Source organism: Actinokineospora enzanensis DSM 44649, assembly GCF_000374445.1.
Classification (GTDB): domain Bacteria; phylum Actinomycetota; class Actinomycetes; order Mycobacteriales; family Pseudonocardiaceae; genus Actinokineospora; species Actinokineospora enzanensis.
Map to the genome: position 1 here is coordinate 18,834 of NZ_KB894410.1, position 19,723 is coordinate 38,556.

Genomic DNA, 19,723 nt, shown 5'->3' on the forward strand with positions numbered 1-19,723 from the left:
ACCAGCGGACCCGATGTGGATCTCGGCGCGCTGTCGCCCAGCGGCAAAGGAAAACCCGGCCCACGAGGGGCCGGGCGGGTATGGTTGCTCATCCTAGCCAGGAGGCTTCAAAACTTCAACATCACCAGCCAAGAGGTTTCGTGTAGCCGCCTGTCGGATCGGGCAGCTGCTGACCCGTGTAGTCGGCTGCGACCACGCTCCGCCACCAGTGGTGACCTGCGCCGCTGGTCGGTCCTCTGGACAGCGCGCCAGCCGTGTAACCACCCCCGGGGTTGACCACGCCGACCGGGACTCGCTGCCAAGCCTCGTGTACAGGCATCCGCAGATCGCTGTCATTACTGATCACGACAGCCGCGTCCACGGCATCGGTCAGCACGTCCACCAGGAGGTGGGAGGCGACGTTGACGTCTGAGCCTTTCTCTTCCCACGTTCCGACGGACGCTATGAACGTAGCCGCGGGCTGTGCCAGTCCCTGAGTCTGGATCATGATTGGCCACGCCGGTCGAGCTGTTACCGGCCTGCCGCGCCGGTCGGGCGTCGCCAGTGGACGCTTGATGACCTTGCTGATGTAGGAGCCGAATTCGATGTAGTCGACACTGCGGCTCGCGAGCAGTGCCTTGAGGTAAACGTCTTGATCGGCTGCTCCGCTGGGATTCCCTGCTCCGCTGATTCGAGCTGTGCAGTAGACGATTCGGTGCACCGTCGCTCCCGGCCATATTTGAGCTTGCTCGGCCACCAACTTGGTTGCCAAGGCGCGAATGTCGAGCCAGCGCCAGCCGGGTGTGCCCCGACCGCAAGCCTTTCTTCCCCCGTAGTACAGATTGTAGCCGTCGACGTAGATGCCAACTCGCATCTGACGACCTTAGCAACACGAGATCGCGCCCTTAAGGCTGCGGGTTCGAGTCCCTGCGGTCAGCTTCTGCATCACCGAGACGGTTCCTTTCGGCCCGGGAATACCGTCGGCGTGTTGGGAAATGCGCGCCCACGAGTTGGTGAATACCCGAGGAGCCTGCCGTTCCCGCCGACTCCACGTACGCGCGCGGACACGCCCCGCACACGGTTCGTGGCGAGGTGTGCAACGGTGGCCTGTGCTGGGACGATGTGTCCGTCGACCGTCGTAGAGGGTGTGGGGGTGCCGGTGGCCGGGGAACCGAGGATTCGGGCCGGGGCCGCGACCGATGTCGGTCTGGTCCGGGTGGCCAATGAGGACAACTACGTCATCACGGCCAGCGTGTTCGCCGTGGCCGACGGGATGGGCGGGCACGCGGCCGGGGACGTGGCCAGCGGCCTGGCGGTGGCCGGGCTGGCGCAGCTGGGCACCGAGGGCACGGTGCGGCCGGACGACGTGCGCAGGCACATCGTGCGGCTCAACGGCGACATCCTGGCCGCCGCCGCGCGCAACCCGGAGCAGGCCGGGATGGGGACCACGGTCACCGGGCTGTGCCTGGTCGACTTCGCCGGGTCCCCGCACTGGGTGGTGTTCAACGTCGGCGACTCGCGGGTCTACCGCTACGCCGAGAAGGACGTGCCCGGGGTGCGCGTGCTGGAGCAGCTGACCGTGGACCACTCCGAGGTGGGCGAGCTGGTGGCGGCGGGGAAGCTGAGCCCCGCCGAGGCCGCCGTCGACCCGCGGCGCAACGTGGTCACCCGGGCCCTCGGGTCGCCCGCCGCGCCCGAGCCGGACCTGTTCGTGTACCCGCTGACCGCGGGCGAGCGGTTCCTGATCTGCTCCGACGGCCTCACCGGCGAGCTGGACGACGCGGCCATCGCGGGCCTGCTCGACCGCGAGGAGGACCCGCGGGACGCCGCCGCGACCCTGGTCCGCGCGGCCGTGGCCGCGGGCGGCCGGGACAACGTGACCACCGTGGTGGTCGACCACGTCGCCGCCGACCCGGGCGCGGGCGACACTCCCGCCGACGACGAGACCGCGCCGCGACAGGTGGGCTGAGCATGGAGGTCCGGTACCGGCCGGGGCAGTGGGTGGCGGTCACCGGACCGCGAACCTGGCTGCTGGTGGCGGCCGCCGCGGACGCGCCGCTGGTGGCCCGCTGCTGGCAGCTCGCCCGGACCGGTGCCGACGAGCTGGAGCTGCTGAACGCGCTGGTCGCCGAGGGCCTGCGCGCGGTGCGCGGGTTCGCCGTGGCGGGCTACGCGGACGGGGTCGGGCAGGTGGTGGTGCGCGGCGAGGTCACGGTCACCGCCGTCGACGCCGACGGCACCGAACGGGTGGTCACCGCCGAGGGCATGGCCACCTGGGTGGAGTCCCGGCTGACCGGCTCCCTGGCGCGGCTGCTGTTCACCGGCCCGGTCGCGGACGGGCCCGCGTTGCCGCTGGACAGCGGGGTCGTGCACGCGGGCGCCCTGGAGATCATCGTCGGGCAGCGGCTCGCGGGTGTCCGCGCGGAGCAGGCGGACACGCCGATCGAACCCGTCTCCGACGCCGTCGCCCATGACCACCTTTTCGGGGCCGAGCCGGATCCGATTCCCATCGAGCCGGACCCCATTCCTGTCGAGCCGGATCCGATTCCCGTCGAGAAGCCCGCGCCCATTCCGGTGTCCGCCGACAAGCCCGCGGAATCCCGCTCCGAACCGGCCCCGGAGATCGGGAACACGACCTTGTTGACGCCGGTGCCCGCCATCCCCGAGGGCACCACCAACGTCATCACCCACCTGGCCTGGGCCGTGGCCGACGACCCGGGCGCCACCCGGATGCGCGCCACCGGCCCGTCCGCGCCGCCGACGCCGATGGTGGTGCTCGCGATCCGCTGCGAGTCAGGGCACTGGAACCCGCCGCACGCGCTGTCCTGCCGGGTGTGCGGGTCGGGTGTGCCGCCGCAGCAACCGATCGAGGTGCCGCGCCCCTCGCTCGGCGTCCTCCGGCTCACCACCGGCGACCTGGTCCAGCTGGACCGGGGTGTGCTGCTCGGCCGACAACCCGACACCGCCGCCGTCGACCAGCCGGTGCGCCCGCACGTGGTGCGGCTGCGCAGCCCGCTCGGCGACATCTCCCGCAACCACGTCGAGGTCCGCCTGCACGGCTGGCAGGTGCTGGTGGCCGATCTCGGCTCGCGCAACGGCACCGTGGTGTGCCCGCCCGCCGACCTGCCCTTCGACCTGGTGGCGCGGCAGCCGGTGGAGATCCAGCCGGGCACGGTGGTGAACCTGGCCACGGACATCGGGTTCGTGTTCGAGGTGACCGGGTGAGCCGCCCGGGGCCACCCGAGATCCCCGGTCTGGACCTGGTCAAGTTCCTCGGCTCCGGCGGCTTCGCCGAGGTCTACCTCTACCGCCAGGACAAGCCCAAGCGCGAGGTCGCGGTCAAGGTGCTCTCGGACGCCGCGCCCGCGGTGCGGTTCACCGAGGAGGCCGACGCCATGGCCGAACTCGGCGACCACCCCAACATCGCGCAGGTCTTCTTCACCGGGGTGAGCGTCGACGGTCGCTCCTTCCTGGTCATGCCCTATTACCCGCGGGCCAACTTCGCCGAGCGGGTGCGCACCGAGCGCGTCGGCGTCGCCGAGGTGCTGCGGGTCGGGGTGCGGATCGCGGGCGCGGTGCAGGCCGCGCACGAGGTGGGCATCCTGCACCGGGACATCAAGCCAGCCAACGTGCTGGTCGACCGGCTGGGCGAGCCCCGGCTGGCGGACTTCGGCATCGCGGGCCGGGCAGGCACCGGGTTCGCCGCCGACGCCGGGGTGCCGATGTCGGTGCCGTGGTCGCCGCCGGAGGTGCTGCGCGGCGAGCCGTCCACCTTCCAGTCCGATGTGTACTCGCTGGGCGCCACGGTCTGGCACCTGCTGGCAGGCCGGTCGCCGTTCGAGGTGCCCGGCGGGGACAACGGGGTCGACGCGCTGGTCCAGCGGATCGAGCACACGGACGTGCGGCCGACCGGGCGCCCGGACGTGCCCGCCGAGCTGGAGCGGGTCCTGGCCCGCGCGATGTCCCCGCACCCGGGCGACCGCTACGGGAGCGCACGGGAGTTCGCCCAGGCGTTGCGCGCGGTCGAACAGAGCGGCGACCTGCCCGCGCAGACGACCGTGCTGCCACCCCCGCGGCCGCGGCCCAAGCCGGATCCGGTCGAGGAGACCCGGCTGCGCTCGCCCGCCGAACCGGGCGCGGAGACCCGGTTCCGGGCACCGTCCTATGTCGAACCGGCCGAACAGACCCGCGCGCGGCCGATTGCCCCGATCGGTCCATCGCTCGTTCGTCCATTGGCAACCCCACCGCCCGTGCCGGTCCACTTCGACCCGCCCGAGACCCCGTGGCGCCTCGAACCGAGCGTGTCGTCGCCCACACCCACCGTCCCGGAGCCGATCATCACGCCCGAACCCGAGCAGCCCGCGCCGCGCCGACCGTGGGCCGCGCTCGTGCTCGGCGGGGTCGCGCTCGTCGCCGCGGCCGTCACCGGGGCGGTGCTCCTCTCCGGCGGACAGCCGCCCGCGCCGGACCGATCACCGGTGGATCCCGGTGTGCGAGATCAAAACGCGGGTGGACCTGAGGCGCCGCCGGGCCGACCGACCGTCACCGCGACCAGGTTGACCACCGAGACGATCCGGTTCACCTGGACCTATTCGGCCCAGTTCGACTCCGATACGTATGCCTGGCGGGTCGTCGACCAGTCGCGGAACGGAACGGAACCGGAACCGCACGTGGACCTCGCGGCCGCCCCGGGAACCGAGATCTGCGTTCAGGTCAAGGTCATCCGGCTGGACGGTGGGAACGCGACCGCCGACTGGTCGCCACCCGGGTGTGGAAGGTGACCCGGTGAATCTGCAACATTGTCACCGCCCGGCACGATAGGGCCCAAAGACGGCTCGGGGACTCTGGCAGGGGACACGTGGGTTTTATCAGGCGACACCGAACCGCCATCGCTTCCTCGGTCGTGCTCGCGATCGGCGCGTCCGCGCTGGTCACCTTCGCGCTGTCGTCGACCGGCTACCCGGTGCGGCAGGTCGACCTCGACGACGGCGGCATCTGGGTCACCAGCGACCGCGACGGCCTCTTCGGCCGGTTGAACAAGCCCGCGGGCACCCTGGACGCGGCCTTCTACCCGCCCGGCGGCGCCCAGCAGGCATACCAGCTCGACATCGTGCAGGACGGCGCCGCGGTCGCCGCCCGCGACGAGACCACCGGCCGGTTGTTCCCGGTGGACGTCGCCCGCGCGGTCGCGTTACCTGAGCAGGGCTTAACCATCCCCGGCGACATGACCCTCGCCATGGGCGGCGGCACGCTCGCCGCGCTCGACCCCAAGACCGGCCGCGTCTGGGCCACCCGGGTGGACACCCGGGACGGCATGACGAACATGGGCACCCTGGACCCCGCGAACACCCCGGTGGCCACGGTCGACGCCGACGCCGCGCTCGCGGTGGGCGTGGACGGCACTGTGCGCGCGGTGGCGAAGTCCGGCAAGACCGCCACGATCCGCGCGAACAAGGACAACTTCGAGGACCCCGACTACTCGACGCTGCCGCATCCGTTGCGCAGCGTGCAGGTCACCGCGGTCGGCGGCGACATGGTCGTGCTGGACGCGGCCGCGGGCAAGGTCGTGCTCCCCGGCGGCCAGGAGGTCTCCGTCGGCGCGGACGCGAACGCCGCGGTGCAGCAGCCCGGCGCCGGTTCCGACACCGTCGTGCTGGCCACCTCGTCCACCCTGTACTCGGTCGGCATCGCCGACGGTCGGGTCGTCGAGCTCTCGCACGCGGGCAAGGGCCCGCCCGCCGCACCGGTACGCCTCGGCGGCTGCGTGCACGCCGCGTGGGCGCGCACCGACTCCGGGTACGTGCGCTCCTGCGGCGGCGCCCCCGCCACCCCCGGCAACCTGCGCGACGCGCAGGTGCTGGCCAAGCCGATGTTCCGGGTCAACCGCGGCTCGGTCGTGCTCAACGACCTGGCCAACGGCGCGGTGTGGGACCTGAACACGCAGAAGAAGGTCGACAACTGGTCGGCGGTGAAGCCACCGCCGGTGCAGAACCCCAGCGACAAGTCCAAGGACGACAAGAACACCGACGCGGTCAAGGACAAGCCGCCGAAGGCCGTGGACGACGACCTCGGCGCCCGGCCCGGCCGCACCACCGTGCTGCACGTGCTGGACAACGACTCCGACCCGGCGGGCAACATCCTGTCCATCTCGGCGGTCACCGCCCCGGACAACCCGGCGGTGAAGCTGGCCATCGCCCCGGACGGGCAGACCGTGCAGATCACCCTGCCGGACACCGTCGTGGACACCCGGTTCAAGTACACCGTCGACGACGGCCAGGGCCTGAGCGCGACCGCCTCGGTGAACGTCGACGGCCGCGGCCCGGACGACAACAAGCCGCCGGAGCTGCGGCCCGGCTACAAAGAACAGGACTGGAGCGTCGCCTCCGCGGGCGTGCTGTCCATCCCGGCCCTGGACGACTGGCGCGACTTCGACGGCGACCCGATCGTGCTGGCCGACGCGCACGTGGACGCGGGCGCGGTGACCACCACCCCGGCCGGGTTCGTGGAGTACTCGGCGCCGCGTGACGCGGGCACCCGGCGGGTCGACTTCCGGGTCACCGACGGGCACGGCGAGCCGGTGATGGGCCAGGCCTCGGTGCGCGTGCTGGAGCCGACCGCCACCACCGCGGTGGCCGCGGTGGCCCAGCCGGACGTGGTGCGCGGCCAGGTGGGCCAGCCGATCCAGGTGCGGCCGCTGGAGAACGACCGCCCCGGCTCCGACCCGACCGACCCGCTGGCCCGGCTGCGGTTGGCGGGTGAGCTGTCCGCGCCGCCGAATGCGGCGGTCACCACCGACCTGAAGACCAACCAGGTCACCGTGGTCGTGTCCCGGCCGGGCACGGTGTTCCTGGAGTACTCGGCGGCGTTCGGCAACGCGCCGTTCGCCAAGGGCAGCATCCGGGTGGACGCCACCCCGGCGCCGTCCGCGCCGCTGCCCCCGGTCGCGGTGCCGGACAGCGCGGTGGTCCGCGCGCAGCTGCCGACGCTGGTGGACGTGCTGGCCAACGACGTCGACCCGGCGGGCTCGCTGCTGGTCGTGCAGACCGCCGACCCGGTGGTGGACAACCAGCTCAAGGTCGCCATCGTGAAGGGCAGGTGGCTGCGGATCACCGCGCTCACCCCGACCCTGAGCCCCAACCCGCAGCTGGTCCGCTACACCGTCACCAACGGCCTGACCGGCGCGGTCACCGGCGAGGTGTCGGTGACCCAGCTCGGCCCGCCCGCCGACGACACCCCGGTGCCGCGCGACGACTACGCCACCGTGCGCGCGGGCGACTCGGTCGCCATCCCGGTGCTGGACAACGACACCACGCCAGGCGGCTCGCCGATCTCGTTGCAGGCCAACGTGGAGGGCGCGCCCGCGCGCGGGCAGCTGTCCGTGACCGGCGTGTCCGACCCGGACCAGCAGGTGGGCACCGCGTACGTGACCGGCAACGTGGTCCGCTACGTGCCGCCCGCCGCCGTGGACGTCCAGACCAGGGTGTCGATCGCCTACGTGGCGCTCAACCCCAACGGCGACCAGGCCGTCGGCCACGCGCACGTGACGATCAACCCGGCGCCCACGCCCGCCGTCCCGAACCAGGCGCCCGCGCCGCAGCCGGTGGAGGCGCGCGCGGTCGCGGGCGACACCATCAAGATCGTCATCCCGACCTCCGGGGTGGACCCGGACGGCGACTCGGTGACCGTCACCGGCATCGGCTCGGCCGCCGCGCTCGGCCGGGTGATCGCCATCGGCGCCACCTCGGTCACCTACCAGGCCTACCCGACCAGCGCGGGCACCGACACCTTCAACTACGTGGTGACCGACCCGTACGGCAAGTCCGCGCAGTCCACCGTGCGGGTCGCGATCGTGCCGCCCGGCGACCCGCAGCCCGCGGTCGCGGTGGACGAGGTGGTCACCGCCGCGCCGGGCGTCCGGCTCGCGGTGGACGTGCTGGCCAACGACCTGCATGCGCCCGGCGACCAGATCCGGGTCGAGCCGCTCGCCGAGCGGAACCCGAACCTGCCCAAGGACGTCACGCTCAACCCGGACACCGGGCTGATCGAGCTGACCGCGCCGGACCTCACCGGCAAGCCGCTGGTGGTCATCTACGCCATCACCGGCGGGTTCGGCGAGCCGTCGCTGGCCAAGCTGACGGTGCGCGGCCAGAAGGACTACAACGTGCCGCCGATCGCGGGCGACACCTACGCCGAGCCCCGGCCCGGCGCGGACACCGTCGAGGTGGACGTGCTCGGCGCGGCGGGCGATGTGGACGGTCCGGCCGAGGAGCTGACCGTCACCAAGGTCTTCGACGACAAGGCCTCCATCGCGGGCGGCAAGATCACCGTGCCGGTGCGCGACCAGCCGCGCACCGTCGCCTACGAGCTGCGCGACGGCGGTGGCGCCACCGCGCTGGGCTTCGTGCACATCCCGGCCAACGGCAACGGCGCCCCCTATGCCAAGCGGGACCAGAGCATCGACGTCCCGGTCAACGGCAGCCGCACCGTGTCCGTGGCGGACTACGTGGTGGACCCGGCGGGCAAGCCGGTGAAACTCACCCTGGCCGACCGGATCTCCGCCTCGCCGTCCATCGGCCTCAAGGCGCACAACGACGGCGACCAGAACCTGGTGCTCACCGCCGAGCCGAACTACAACGGCCCGGCCGCGGTCACCTTCGAGGTCACCAACGGCACCGGGGTCACCGACGGCACCACCGCCTACATCACGGTGCCCGTGCAGGTGGGCCCGGACGTGCCGATCCTGCGCTGCCCCACCGGCACCATCACGCTGATCGCGGGCGGCACCACCATCGGCATGGACGTCACCTCGGTCTGTCACGTGTGGACGGCCAAGCCGGGCGGCGCGGCCGACCTCAAGTACACCGCCCGCTGGCAGAACGAGGCCGAGGGTGTCGACGTGGCTGGCGAAGGCACCCGCACCATCCGGCTCACCGCCTCCGGCGCGGCCCGGCCGGGTGCCAACGGCGTGCTGGAGATCGGTGTGCAGGGCTCGGAGGGCGCGCCGACCCCGTTCTCGGTCAAGGTCATCGCCGCGCCCGCGCCGTCGGTGTCGCCGGTGACCGTGGACGGCATCAAGGCAGGCGAGACCGCCGAGGTGAACCTGGCCGCCTACGTGCGCTCCCGGCTGCGCGACCCGGTCGTGTCCGTGGTGTCTGTGCGCCAGCTGGACGGCATGGCCGCATCGTCCACTTCGGACGGCGCGACCGTGCGGATCACCCCGGGCGGCGACTCGCACGGCGTGATGAACTTCGAGGTGACGGTCACCGACGTGGCCGACACCAGCCGCAACGACCGCAAGGTCCCCGGCCGCATCACGCTGCGCGTGCTCGGCACGCCGGACGCGCCCGGCGCCCCGGTGCCCGGCCGCACCACGCTGAGCAAGGTCGTGGAGCTGTCCTGGACCACCCCGGCCAACAACGGCGCCCCGATCGAGGGCTACGAGGTCGACTGGGACGGCGGCAGCCAGGCCTGCGCGGCCTCCCCGTGCTCGATCAACGGGCTGACCAACGGCCGCCAGTACACGTTCACCGTGAAGGCCCGCAACCTGGTCGGCTGGAGCAAGCCGAGCGTGGGCTCCGCACCGTCCACACCGGACGAGGTGCCCGGCGCGGTCGGCGGGCTCACCGCCTCCCAGCCGCGCGACGGCGCGGTCCAGCTGAACTGGACCGAGCCGCACAACGAGGGCAGCGAGATCCTTCGCTACGAGATCACCTGGACCGGCGGCGGCCGAACCACCGCGAGCGGCGGCGCCACCGGCGCCACCGCGACCGGGCTGGACAACGACACCGTCTACACCTTCACCGTCGTCGCGGTGAACGCCCAGGGCCCCGGCCCCGCGGCGACCACCACCGGCCAGGCCGCGGGCGTGCCCGCCCGGCCCGCCGCGCCCACCTTCACCGCGGCCCAGTCGGCCGACTCGTCCTCGCGCGCGGTACAGGTGAGCTGGAACGCGGTCGGCCCCAACGGCCCCGGCCCGGTCACCTACACGGTCAACCGCTCCGGCGGCGGCCGCGACAAGGTGGTGTGCGCCAACGTGTCCGGCACCTCGTGCGCCGACGACGGCCTCGCGAACGACGGCACGATCTACACCTACACCGTCACCGCGACCAACTCCGCGCCCGGCGACAACCACACCTCCCCGCCCAGTCCGGGCGCGGAGATGGAGGCCACCGCCACCCCGGACCCGTTCACCTCGTCGTTCAAGGCCGAGGCGACCGGCGTGGACGGCCAGGCGAAGATCAGCTTCGACGCGCCCGCCTCACACGGCCGCAGCAACACTGTCACCTGCACCTGGGGCGGCGGCAACAGCTGCGGTACCTGGAACTACGACCCAGAGGGCCGAAACAACGTCGAGTACACGGTCAACGGCCTGCCCAACGGCAAGGAGACCGCCATCTCGCTGCGCACCTGCAACGGCAGCGGCGGCGGTGCCTACGCGGGCGACCCGTGCAACGCGCCCGGCACCGCGTCGGTCACCACCTTCGGCCCGATGCAGGACCTGCAGGTGGAGCTGACCACCACCAGCCAGGACGTCAACATCGACGTCAGCGTGGACCCGAACGGCAAGCCCGCGCAGGTCCGGGTGCAGAGCGCGAAGAACGACCAGACCTTCACCACCGAGGTGGGCGTCTGGAGCAAGAAGCTCGCCGACAACGACATCGGTTACGACACCACCGACACGGTGACCGTGACCGTGACGTCGCCGGGCAGGCCAACGCTGACCATGACGAAGACGATCAAGACCGGTCCGCCGCCGCCCACCCCCGAGGTCATCGTCAGCAAGGGCAACACGTGCGGCGGGGCCTACCCGTGCAGCAGCACCGACCCGAACGCGTGCACCGACGCCAGCTGCGCGTTCATCACGGTGCAGACGAAGTTCTTCCTGACCAACGTGACCTGCTCGTTCACCGCGGACAACCCGGGCAACTTCGTCAACGTGAACATGGGGCCCAACCAGACCAAGCAGACCACCAACTTCTACGGCCATCCGGGCACGAAGGTCTACGTCACCTGCGGCAGCGTCCGCGGCGAGCTCGTCTGGTGACCCCCGCCTTCCCGGCACACGGCGGCTTCCCGACCCACAGCGGCTTTTCGGTACACAGAGGACAGGAACGGTTATGACAGCCACACCGGAGCAGGCGCAGCTGTTCGCGCAGACCTTCGACCGGCTGGTCGCGAACGTCAGCGTCGCGATCGTGGGCAAGGAGCACGCGGTCCGCCTGGCGTTGACCTGCCTGCTGTCCGAGGGGCACATCCTGCTGGAGGACTACCCGGGCACCGGCAAGACGATGCTGGCCAAGGCGCTGGCGCGGTCGGTGCAGGGCACCAACTCGCGTATCCAGTTCACCCCGGACCTGCTGCCGTCGGATGTCACCGGCGTGACGATCTACGACCAGCGGCGGCAGGAGTTCGAGTTCCATCGCGGCCCGGTGTTCCACTCCATCGTGCTGGCCGACGAGATCAACCGGGCCTCGCCGAAGACCCAGTCGGCGCTGCTGGAGGTCATGGAGGAGGGCCGGGTCACCGTCGACGGCGTGTCGCACGAGGTGGGCAAGCCGTTCATGGTGATCGCCACGCAGAACCCGGTCGAGCAGGCGGGCACCTACCGGCTGCCGGAGGCGCAGCTGGACCGGTTCTTGATGAAGACCAGCATCGGCTACCCCGACCACACCGCCACCGTGGCGCTGCTGTCCGCGGCGTCGGTGCGCGACCGGTCGGCCGCGGTGCAGCCGGTGATCAGCTCCCAGGTCGTGTCCCAGCTGGCCGCCACCGCGGACCGTACGCACGTGGACGCGGCCGTGCTGTCCTACGTGACCCGGATCGCCGAGGCGTCGCGCGAGCACGAGCACGTCCGGCTGGGTGTGTCCGTGCGCGGCTGCCTGTCCTACGTGCGCTGCGCCAAGACCTGGGCGATGACCAAGGGCCGCAACTTCGTCACCCCCGAGGACGTCAAGGAGCTGGCGCTGCCCGTGCTCGGGCACCGGGTGCTGCTCAACGCGCAGGCCCAGTTCGACGGCGTCTCGGTGACCGACGTGATCGAGAAGCTGCTGGCGGACGTCGCGCCGCCGGTCGCCAGGGGCTGATCCGTGGACGGTCTGCTGGCGGCGGTGCGCGCGGTGACCCCGATGGGGGTCACCGTCGCGGTCTGCTCGGTGCTCGCCTGGATCTCCGGCGCCGTGCTCGGCTGGTCCGAGCTGGTGGTTGCCGGGGCGGCAGGCGTGCTGGCGTTCCTGGCCTGCCTCGGCTGGGCGGTCGGTCGGGCGGCCCTGGAGGTGCGGTTCCGGCTGGAGAAGGAGCGCGTGGTCACCGGCCAGCCCGCGGGCTGCGTTGTCGAGGTGGTCGGCAGGCGCTCCGGCAACCGGCTGCTGGCCATGGAGCTGGAGCTGTCGGTGGACGACGAGGTGCATGTGGTGGAGGTGCCCGGCCTGGCCGCCGGGCAGACGCACCGCGAGCTGTTCCCGATCCCCACTGAGCGCCGCGGCGTGATCGCGGTCGGCCCGGCGGTGACCGTGCGCGGCGACCCGCTGGGCATGCTGCGCCGCACGGTGACCTGGGGCGAGGCGCGCGAGCTGTTCGTGCACCCGGTGACCGTCGCGTTGGGACCGCTGGGCGCGGGCATGCTGCGCGACCTGGAGGGCTACACCACCACCGACCTGTCCACCAGCGACCTGGCCTTCCACACCCTGCGCGAGTTCGCCCCCGGCGACGACCGCAGGCACATCCACTGGCGCTCCTCGGCGAAGGTCGCGAACGCGGGCACCGGCGGCGCCAACTTCCTGGTCCGGCAGTACCTGGACACCCGGCGCGCCCGGCTGGTCATCGCGGTCGACGGCGACCCGACGGCCTACCCGGACCCGGACGAGGACTTCGAGACCGCCATCTCCGTCGCCGGTTCGCTGGCGCTGCGCGCGACCGAGGACGAGATCGACCTGACGCTGTTCGCCGCGGGCCAGGTGGTGCACGACGCCACCGCCCAGCGCGCGCTCGACGGCCTGTCCCGGGTCACCCCGGTGACCATGGGCCTGGACGACCTCACCAGCCGCGCCGCGCGGCTCGCCCCGGACGCGACCGTGGTCGTGGTGGTGGCGGGCGGCAACCGCAGCTACGCCGAACTGCTGCGCGCCTGCGGGCAGTTCCCGTCCGACATCCGCCGCGCGGCCATCACCGTGTCCGCCGCCGGGCGGGCCGGGATCACCGAGGGCCCCGGCCTGACCGTGGCCGCGGTGCGCGACCTGACCGACCTGCGGGCCGTGCTCGCCGGAGGACCGCTGGCATGACCAAGCCCGACAAGAAGAAGCCCGACGCCAAGGCGGGCACCAGGAAGCCCGACGCCCGTAAGGCCGAGGCGAGAAAGTCCGACGCGCGGAAATCCGAGGCCAGGAAGGCCGGTGCGGGGAAGACCGACGTCAAGCCCGCCAGGTCCGCGCGGCCTGCCTCGCACGCGAAGGGCAAGGGTTCCCGCTCGATCGTGCCGACGCGCGCGGACCTGGCCGACGCGGCGTGGCTGTCGGTGCTGTTCACCGTGGCCCTGGCCGGGTTCACCACCAGCTACACCGGCTGGTCGTTCCTCTGGGTCGGGCTCGCGGGCCTCGGCCTCGGCCTGCTGGTCGGGCACGTGGCCAACGTGCTGCGACAGCCGCTGATCACCGTGGCCGCGCTGACCGTGGCGGTGTTCTTCCTGCTCGGCAGCGCGGTCGTGATGCGCGACCGCGCGGTGGCAGGCTTCCTGCCCGGCCCGGACGCCCTCACCGGCCTGGCTCGGTCCAGTGTGGACAGTTGGAAACAGCTGCTGACCACGCTGCCGCCGGTCGACGCGACCGGCCCGCTGCTGGTGATCCCGTACATCCTGGGCCTGCTGTGCGGCGCGGGCGGTCTCACCATGGCGCGCCGGGTGCGGGTCAGTGCCGCGCCGGTGTTCGCCCCGGCGGCCGTGCTGGTCGCGGTCGTCCTGTTGGGCACGGCTTCGCCGACGCTTCCCCTGGTGCAGGGCGGGGTCTTCGCCGCCGGCGCGCTGGCGTGGACGGCCGTCCGCGCCCGACGCCGCCGTCGGCAGCTGCGCGACGGCAACCGCCGGGCCACGCGCGTGTTCACCGCCGCCGCCCTGATCGGCGCGACCGGCGCGATCGCCGTCGTGGCCGGCCCGGTCCTGCCCGGCGCGGGCGGCCACCGCACGGTGCTGCGCGACTACATCACGCCGCCGTTCGACCTCAACGCCTACGCCAGCCCGCTGGTCGGTTTCCGGAAGTACACCAAGGATGCCAACCAGCTGTGGGACCAGACCCTGTTCACGGTCAAGGGCCTGCCCGAGGGCGCCCTGGTCCGCATCGCCACCCTGGACGACTACACCGGCACGGTCTGGGGCGCGGGTCCGGGCGACCAGGCCACCACCACGGGCGCCAGGAAGAACGGCTTCCAGCGCGTCGGCTCGCGCATCCCGTCCACCGTGGACGGCCCACGGGCCACCGTGGAGATCGCCGTCGGCGCCGCCTACGCCACCGCCGACGACGTCAATGCCTGGCTGCCCACCCCGGGCTCACCCACCGCGATCCGCTTCACCGGCGACACCGCCGCCGCGCACGCGGACAGCTTCCGTTTCAACCTGGCCACCAACGCGGGCATCGTCGCCGACCGCCTGCGCACCGGCGACAAGTACACGGTCGACACGATCGTGGACACCGTGCAGGTCCCCGAGGACCCGCAGCCGTTCGGCCGCTCCACCCTGTCCTCGTCGTCGTACACGTTCGTCGCCGCCAAGGCGAGCACCTGGACCGGCAAGGCCACCGACCTCGGCGCCCGACTGAGGGCCGTCGCCGCCTACCTCCGCGACCACGGCGCCTACAGCGACGGCGGCCCGGGGGAGACGGAGTACCTCCCCGGCCACAGCGTCGGCAGGCTGACGAACTTCCTCAACGCCCAACGCCCGGTCGGCGACGACGAACAGTACGCGTCGGCCTTCGCCCTGATCGCCAACCAGCTGGGCATGCCCGCCCGCGTCGTCCTGGGCGCCAAGCCGGGCACGGACGGCGTGGTCCGGGGTGAACAGATCCAGGCCTGGGTGGAGATCCACCTGACCGACGGCCGCTGGGCGCAGATCATGAACACCGAGTTCATGCCGGACCGGTCGAAGAAACCCGACCGCGTCCCCCCGGAGCAGTTCGAGAACACCGACGCCTCGATCGTCCCACCCCCCAACACCGTCCACCCGCCAAGCTCCCTCACCGACTCCAGCCGCGTCGACCCCAACGTCGGCCGCACCCCGTCGACCCAGGGCACCAGCATCTGGGACGGCCTCCCCGGCTGGCTGATCACCACCCTCACCTGGGGCGGCCCCCCGGTGCTTCTGGTCGTACTGGTCTGCACGGTGATCATCGGCGGCAAGGCCCTTCGCCGCCGCAGAAGGAGAAGGCGCGGTGTCCCGGCCACCAGGGTCGCGTCCGGCTGGCAGGAGATCATCGACCGCGCCCGAGACCTGGGCACCCCGGTCCCGGCAGGCCTGACCCGCCCAGAACAAGCCACCGTCCTGGGCAACGAGGGCACCCTGACCCTGGCCAGAGCCGCCGACGCCACCGTCTTCGGCCCCATCGACCCCACCGACGCCACCGCGACCCACTTCTGGACCTCGGTCGACGACGTCCGTAAACAACTGGGCACCAACGTAAGTCGCCTCCGCCGCCTACGCGCCGCCCTCAGCCTGCGAACCCTGCGTCCCCCACGCCCGCTGACCTCGTAGTCACGGACTTATCCACACCCCCAGCCCAACCCCCGCCACACGGTCGGCCCCCCGGACTATCATGGATTCGGGGGGCCAAGGGCCGCACCCAAATCCAAGATCACCAGTCACCAGGCTGGTGAATGGAGGGCCAGCAGCCGCCCTCCCGACTTATCCACACCCAAGATCACCGACGCCGCCGTAGTGTCGGTACCCCCGACTAGAATGGTGATCGGGGGGCCGGAGGCGCGCCCCGGCAATAGTCACCCTTCTGCGATAGCAGGCAGAACCCCACCAGTATCCAGGTGACTATGGACAATCCGACCCGGTGCGGCTGGTCGACGCGGTGCGCCGCCTGCTCGCGGGCCGCGACGACCTGCCACAGGCGGCCGCCGAGGTGACCGAGGAGGTCGCCACCGAACTGGCACAGCCCAAGGCGGACAAGGGAAAGCTCCAGCGGCTGCTGGAGACGCTGGTGAAGCTCGTGGCCCCGGTCGAACCGGTGGCCACCACCGTGAACGACCTGTCGCACGCGGTGGCGGCCATCGGCTCGTGACCGGTCACGGACGGGAGGTCAGGTACCCGCCCATGTGCTTGAAGTAGTCGTGCGCGGCCAGCTCCGTGCCGTCCGCCGTGCGCACCCGGGTGACCAGCAGCGCCTGGTTGCGGCCACGTCGGGCCTCAGGACCCGCCACGATTGCGACGCCGTCGCCTTCGCGGTAGAAGATCCGGCCCGGCGTGCCGCCGTAACGCGCCTCGGAGACCTGCGCGGTCACGATCTCCAGCCGCTTGCCGCGGTGGAAGCAGAACGCGCTCGGGTACGGCGCGGACTGCGCCCGGACCAGCCGGTCCAGCTCGTCGGCCGCCCAGGTCCAGTCGATCCGCAGGTCCTCCTCGGCGCGCTTGTGGAAGAAGCTGGCCTTCGACCGGTCCTGCTTGGTGAAATCGGTCCGGCCCGCCGCGATCTCGGCCAGCCCGTCCACCGTGATCGGCCCGAACAGCGCCAGCGTCTTGGCGAACAGGTCGGCCGAGGTGTCTCGCGGCCCGACCGGCACGGCCCGCTGCAGCACGATGTCACCGGCGTCGAGCGTGTCGTCCATCATGTGCGCGGTGACCCCGACCTCGGACTCGCCGTTGATCAGTGCCCAGATCAGCGGCGAGAACCCGGCGTAGGCGGGCAGCAGCGAGTCGTGCACGTTCAGCGTGCCCCGCTTGGGCAGGGCGAAGATCCGCGGCGGGATCCAGGTGCGCCAGTTGGTGGCCACGATGACGTCCGGGTCGAGCTCGCGCAGCCGCTCGACCAGCTCGTCGTCGTCCGGCCGCTCGCGCACGATCACCTCGACGCCGTGCGCCTCGGCCAGGTCGGCGACCGAGTCGCTCCAGACCTTCTCGTAGACGCCCTCGCCCGGCGGGTGGGTGACCACCGCGACCACCTCGTGCTCGGACTCCAGCAGTGCTCCCAGGGTGCGGTGCCCCCAGGTCTGAAAACCGAACATCACGACCCGCATGGACCCTCCTGAACTCCGTCGGTTCGGTCCAGCCTAGTTTTGCTTAGGCTAACCTCACCAGGCAGTGTGAGATGGTCCGCCTTTATTGCCACTCTTTATTGCCACTGTGGAGGCTCTTTCCCCGCCCGCCTTGGTCACCCGGCTCGACGGCGTCCCGAATCGCGACCGCGCCGACACCGGGACGGGCCCATGGCCGTGCGGACACCGTCAAGCCGCCATTCGAAGTCGATCTGTGCACAGAGTTGTCCCCAGCCTGGGGACAACTCGTTCACCTCGGGCGATGCGCGCGAACGCCGGACGAACAACACCGGAACGGTCTTGCACCGCCTGACCCCGCTCGACTAAAGGCCCGCCATGATGTCCGTCTCGGTGATACCCGGCCCCTGCCCCGCCCGGATGAACCACTCGATGCCGAACGCGAACCCGAACGCCTCGTCCGGGATGGCCAGGAAGAAGCTGTCCTCGCTGATCTGGCTGGCGTGCGCGCGCATCGCCGCCCGCTTGGCGTCCAGGTACTTGGTGACGTCGACCCGCGCGGTCAGCTCCGCCTCCGGCTTGCCGATCTCGAAGTCCTCCGGCGGGCCGACCGGCGCCTCGCCGCGCTCCTGCGCCGCCGCCTGCATGGCCTTGATGCTGTCGCGGTTGGCGGTGGCCTGGTAGACGCGCGGGGTGCCCGCCAGCTCGGCGGCGCGCGTGCCGACCCGGTGCACCTGGATGTGGTCGGGGTGGCCGTAGCCGCCGTTGTCGTCGTAGATGGTGAGCACGTCCGCCGCTTCCTCGGTGAGGATCGCCGCGAGCCGGGCCGCGGCCTCCTCGACCGGGGCCGTCCAGAAGGTGCCGGAGACGTCGTTGGTGGGCTCGCCCATCATCCCCGAGTCGGTGTAGCCGAGGAACGCCACGCGGGCGACGCCGAGGACCTCGGCGGCGGCGTGCGTCTCGGCGACCCGGCGCGAGGTGAGGTCCTCGCCCGGGTCAAGGAAGCCGTCCTCCACCTCGCCCAGCTCACCGCGGGTGGCGACGACCAGCACCACGCGGTGCCCCTCGTCGGCGGCCTTGCGCATGACGCCACCGCAGTTGATGCACTCGTCGTCCGGATGGGCGTGGAAGGTGACCAAAGTTGCCATGGTCCCCAAATTACGCAGAAACGCCGACAGTTCTCAGTGGAGCGCGGCCGGGATCCCGGTCCCGGGCGCCGGTTCCGCTACGGGCGAACCTCCGCGCTGGACCGACTCCAGGATCTCGCCCACCCGGACGGCCGTCGTGGACAGCAGCGACGCGGTCAGACCGTGGCTGTGCTCCGACCCCTGCAGGTAGATGCCCGCCCGCATGTTCGACGCCGTGCGCAGCCGGTAGTCCCGGTCCACCACCGGCCTGCCCGACGCGTCCCGTTCGCACACCGCCGCGACCCGGTCGAGCAGGGCGAACACGTCGACCGGGTGAAAGCCGGTGGCGTACACCAGGGCATCGCACTCCAGGGTCTCGGTCTCGCCGGTGGGCAGGAACTCCACCGTCGCGTACACCGCCTCGTCGGTCTCCCGGGTGTAGGTGACCCGCGAGGCGTTGCGGATGTCCAGGCGTTTGCGGCCGGAGACGCTCTCCCGGTACTCGCGGGCGTACAGGTCCTCGATGAGGTCCATGTCCACCACGGAGTAGTTGGTGTTGCGGTGGTAGTCCATCAGCATCCGCCGCACGTCCGGGGGCGCGCCGTGGAAGTGGTCGACCGCGCGCGGGTCGAAGATCCGGTTGGCGAACGGGCTGTCGTCGGCAGGCGCGTAGCCGTAGCGGGCGAACACCGCGCACACCTGGGCCCGCGGCAGCGCGGTGTGCAGCTCGGCGGCGACCTCGGCGGCGCTCTGCCCGGACCCGACCACCAGTACCCGGTGCGGGTCGGTGCGGGCCAGGCCGTCGACCCGGTGCATCAGCTCGATGTTGTGCCACACCCGGTCCGACGGCACCGCGTCCGCGGGCAACTTGGGCCGCAACCCGGTGGCGACCACGATGTTGCGTCCGCGCACGGTGCGCACCCGGCCCGCGCCGTCCTTGGCGATCACGTCCAGGTGGGTGATCTCGCCGTCCACCTCGACCGGCCGCACCGAGGTGACCTCGGCGTCGTAGTGGACCTGGTCGGCCACCCGCGCCGCGGCCCACTCGAAGTAGTCGTGGAACTCGGTGCGCAGCGGGAACAGTGTCTTGTGGTTGATGAACTCGGCCAGCCGGTCGCGGTCGCGCAGGTAACACAGGAAGCTGAAGTCGCTGGCCGGGTTCCGCATGGTGACCAGGTCCTTGAGGAAGGACACCTGCATGGTCGCGTCGTCGATCAACATGCCGCGGTGCCAGCCGAAGGCCGCCTGCCGCTCCAGGAACAGCGCGCGTACCGGCGCCTGCGGGTGCGCCAGGTTGTGCTCGTGCACGGCGATCGCCAGCGCCAGGTTGGACGGTCCGAAGCCGATCCCGACGATGTCCCACACCTCGTCACCGGATACGTCCTGCGGAAGAACCTCGCTGGTCACTGGGGTCCCTTCGTCGG

Annotated in this window: 12 protein-coding genes; 8 read left to right on the forward strand and 4 right to left on the reverse strand. The window is 71.8% G+C overall.

Features of this window, described 5'->3' with window-relative positions:
- Positions 1 to 121: 121 nt before the first annotated feature.
- Positions 122 to 853: a PIN domain-containing protein gene (locus tag C503_RS44490; protein ID WP_084477043.1), complete on the reverse strand. Its 732-nt coding sequence runs from the start codon at positions 851 to 853 to the stop codon at positions 122 to 124.
- Positions 854 to 1,132: 279 nt separating this feature from the next.
- Here C503_RS44490 and C503_RS0112120 point away from each other — a divergent pair, with 279 nt between their 5' ends.
- The 8 genes from C503_RS0112120 to C503_RS0112155 all read left to right on the forward strand — a co-directional run bounded on the left by C503_RS0112120 (position 1,133) and on the right by C503_RS0112155 (position 16,244).
- Complete coding sequence (locus C503_RS0112120; RefSeq protein WP_245572458.1) at positions 1,133 to 1,948, forward strand: PP2C family protein-serine/threonine phosphatase; 816 nt, start codon at positions 1,133 to 1,135, stop codon at positions 1,946 to 1,948.
- A gap of 2 nt (positions 1,949 to 1,950) precedes the next feature.
- Entirely contained in the window at positions 1,951 to 3,204 is a 1,254-nt protein-coding gene (locus C503_RS0112125; RefSeq protein WP_018682473.1) for an FHA domain-containing protein, read from the forward strand.
- Entirely contained in the window at positions 3,201 to 4,760 is a 1,560-nt protein-coding gene (locus tag C503_RS39090) for a serine/threonine-protein kinase (RefSeq protein WP_018682474.1), read from the forward strand. The genes C503_RS0112125 and C503_RS39090 overlap by 4 nt, the downstream gene beginning before the upstream one ends.
- Before the next feature lie 122 nt (positions 4,761 to 4,882).
- Positions 4,883 to 11,023 carry an Ig-like domain-containing protein gene (locus C503_RS0112135; protein WP_018682475.1) on the forward strand — a complete coding sequence of 2,047 codons (6,141 nt, stop codon included), beginning with the start codon at positions 4,883 to 4,885 and terminating at the stop codon, positions 11,021 to 11,023.
- Positions 11,024 to 11,096: 73 nt separating this feature from the next.
- Entirely contained in the window at positions 11,097 to 12,062 is a 966-nt protein-coding gene (locus C503_RS0112140; RefSeq protein WP_018682476.1) for an AAA family ATPase, read from the forward strand.
- Between the two features lie 3 nt (positions 12,063 to 12,065).
- Positions 12,066 to 13,256 (forward strand): DUF58 domain-containing protein, encoded by a 1,191-nt coding sequence (locus C503_RS39095; RefSeq protein WP_018682477.1) that lies wholly within the window; start codon positions 12,066 to 12,068, stop codon positions 13,254 to 13,256.
- Positions 13,253 to 15,709, forward strand: coding sequence for a transglutaminase TgpA family protein (locus C503_RS0112150; RefSeq protein ID WP_018682478.1), 2,457 nt, complete (start codon positions 13,253 to 13,255; stop codon positions 15,707 to 15,709). The genes C503_RS39095 and C503_RS0112150 overlap by 4 nt, the downstream gene beginning before the upstream one ends.
- Positions 15,710 to 16,016: 307 nt before the next feature.
- Positions 16,017 to 16,244, forward strand: coding sequence for a hypothetical protein (locus C503_RS0112155; protein WP_018682479.1), 228 nt, complete (start codon positions 16,017 to 16,019; stop codon positions 16,242 to 16,244).
- Positions 16,245 to 16,248: 4 nt separating this feature from the next.
- Here C503_RS0112155 and C503_RS0112160 read toward each other — a convergent pair whose 3' ends face one another.
- The 3 genes from C503_RS0112160 to C503_RS0112170 all read right to left on the reverse strand — a co-directional run bounded on the left by C503_RS0112160 (position 16,249) and on the right by C503_RS0112170 (position 19,706).
- On the reverse strand, positions 16,249 to 17,196 hold the full coding sequence (locus C503_RS0112160) for a methionyl-tRNA formyltransferase (RefSeq protein ID WP_018682480.1): 948 nt from the start codon (positions 17,194 to 17,196) through the stop codon (positions 16,249 to 16,251).
- Positions 17,197 to 17,537: 341 nt separating this feature from the next.
- Entirely contained in the window at positions 17,538 to 18,320 is a 783-nt protein-coding gene (locus C503_RS0112165; protein ID WP_026316211.1) for a PIG-L family deacetylase, read from the reverse strand.
- Between the two features lie 33 nt (positions 18,321 to 18,353).
- Entirely contained in the window at positions 18,354 to 19,706 is a 1,353-nt protein-coding gene (locus C503_RS0112170; RefSeq protein ID WP_018682482.1) for a lysine N(6)-hydroxylase/L-ornithine N(5)-oxygenase family protein, read from the reverse strand.
- Between the last annotated feature and the right edge of the window lie 17 nt (positions 19,707 to 19,723).

Excerpts from the sequence above, each read along its gene's own strand:
- C503_RS44490 (WP_084477043.1), bottom strand. The coding sequence starts at position 853 with ATGCGAGTTGGCATCTACGTCGACGGCTACAATCTGTACTACGGGGGA.
- C503_RS0112125 (WP_018682473.1), top strand. The coding sequence starts at position 1,951 with ATGGAGGTCCGGTACCGGCCGGGGCAGTGGGTGGCGGTCACCGGACCG.
- C503_RS0112140 (WP_018682476.1), top strand. The coding sequence starts at position 11,097 with ATGACAGCCACACCGGAGCAGGCGCAGCTGTTCGCGCAGACCTTCGAC.
- C503_RS0112150 (WP_018682478.1), top strand. The coding sequence starts at position 13,253 with ATGACCAAGCCCGACAAGAAGAAGCCCGACGCCAAGGCGGGCACCAGG.
- C503_RS0112160 (WP_018682480.1), bottom strand. The coding sequence starts at position 17,196 with ATGCGGGTCGTGATGTTCGGTTTTCAGACCTGGGGGCACCGCACCCTG.
- C503_RS0112165 (WP_026316211.1), bottom strand. The coding sequence starts at position 18,320 with ATGGCAACTTTGGTCACCTTCCACGCCCATCCGGACGACGAGTGCATC.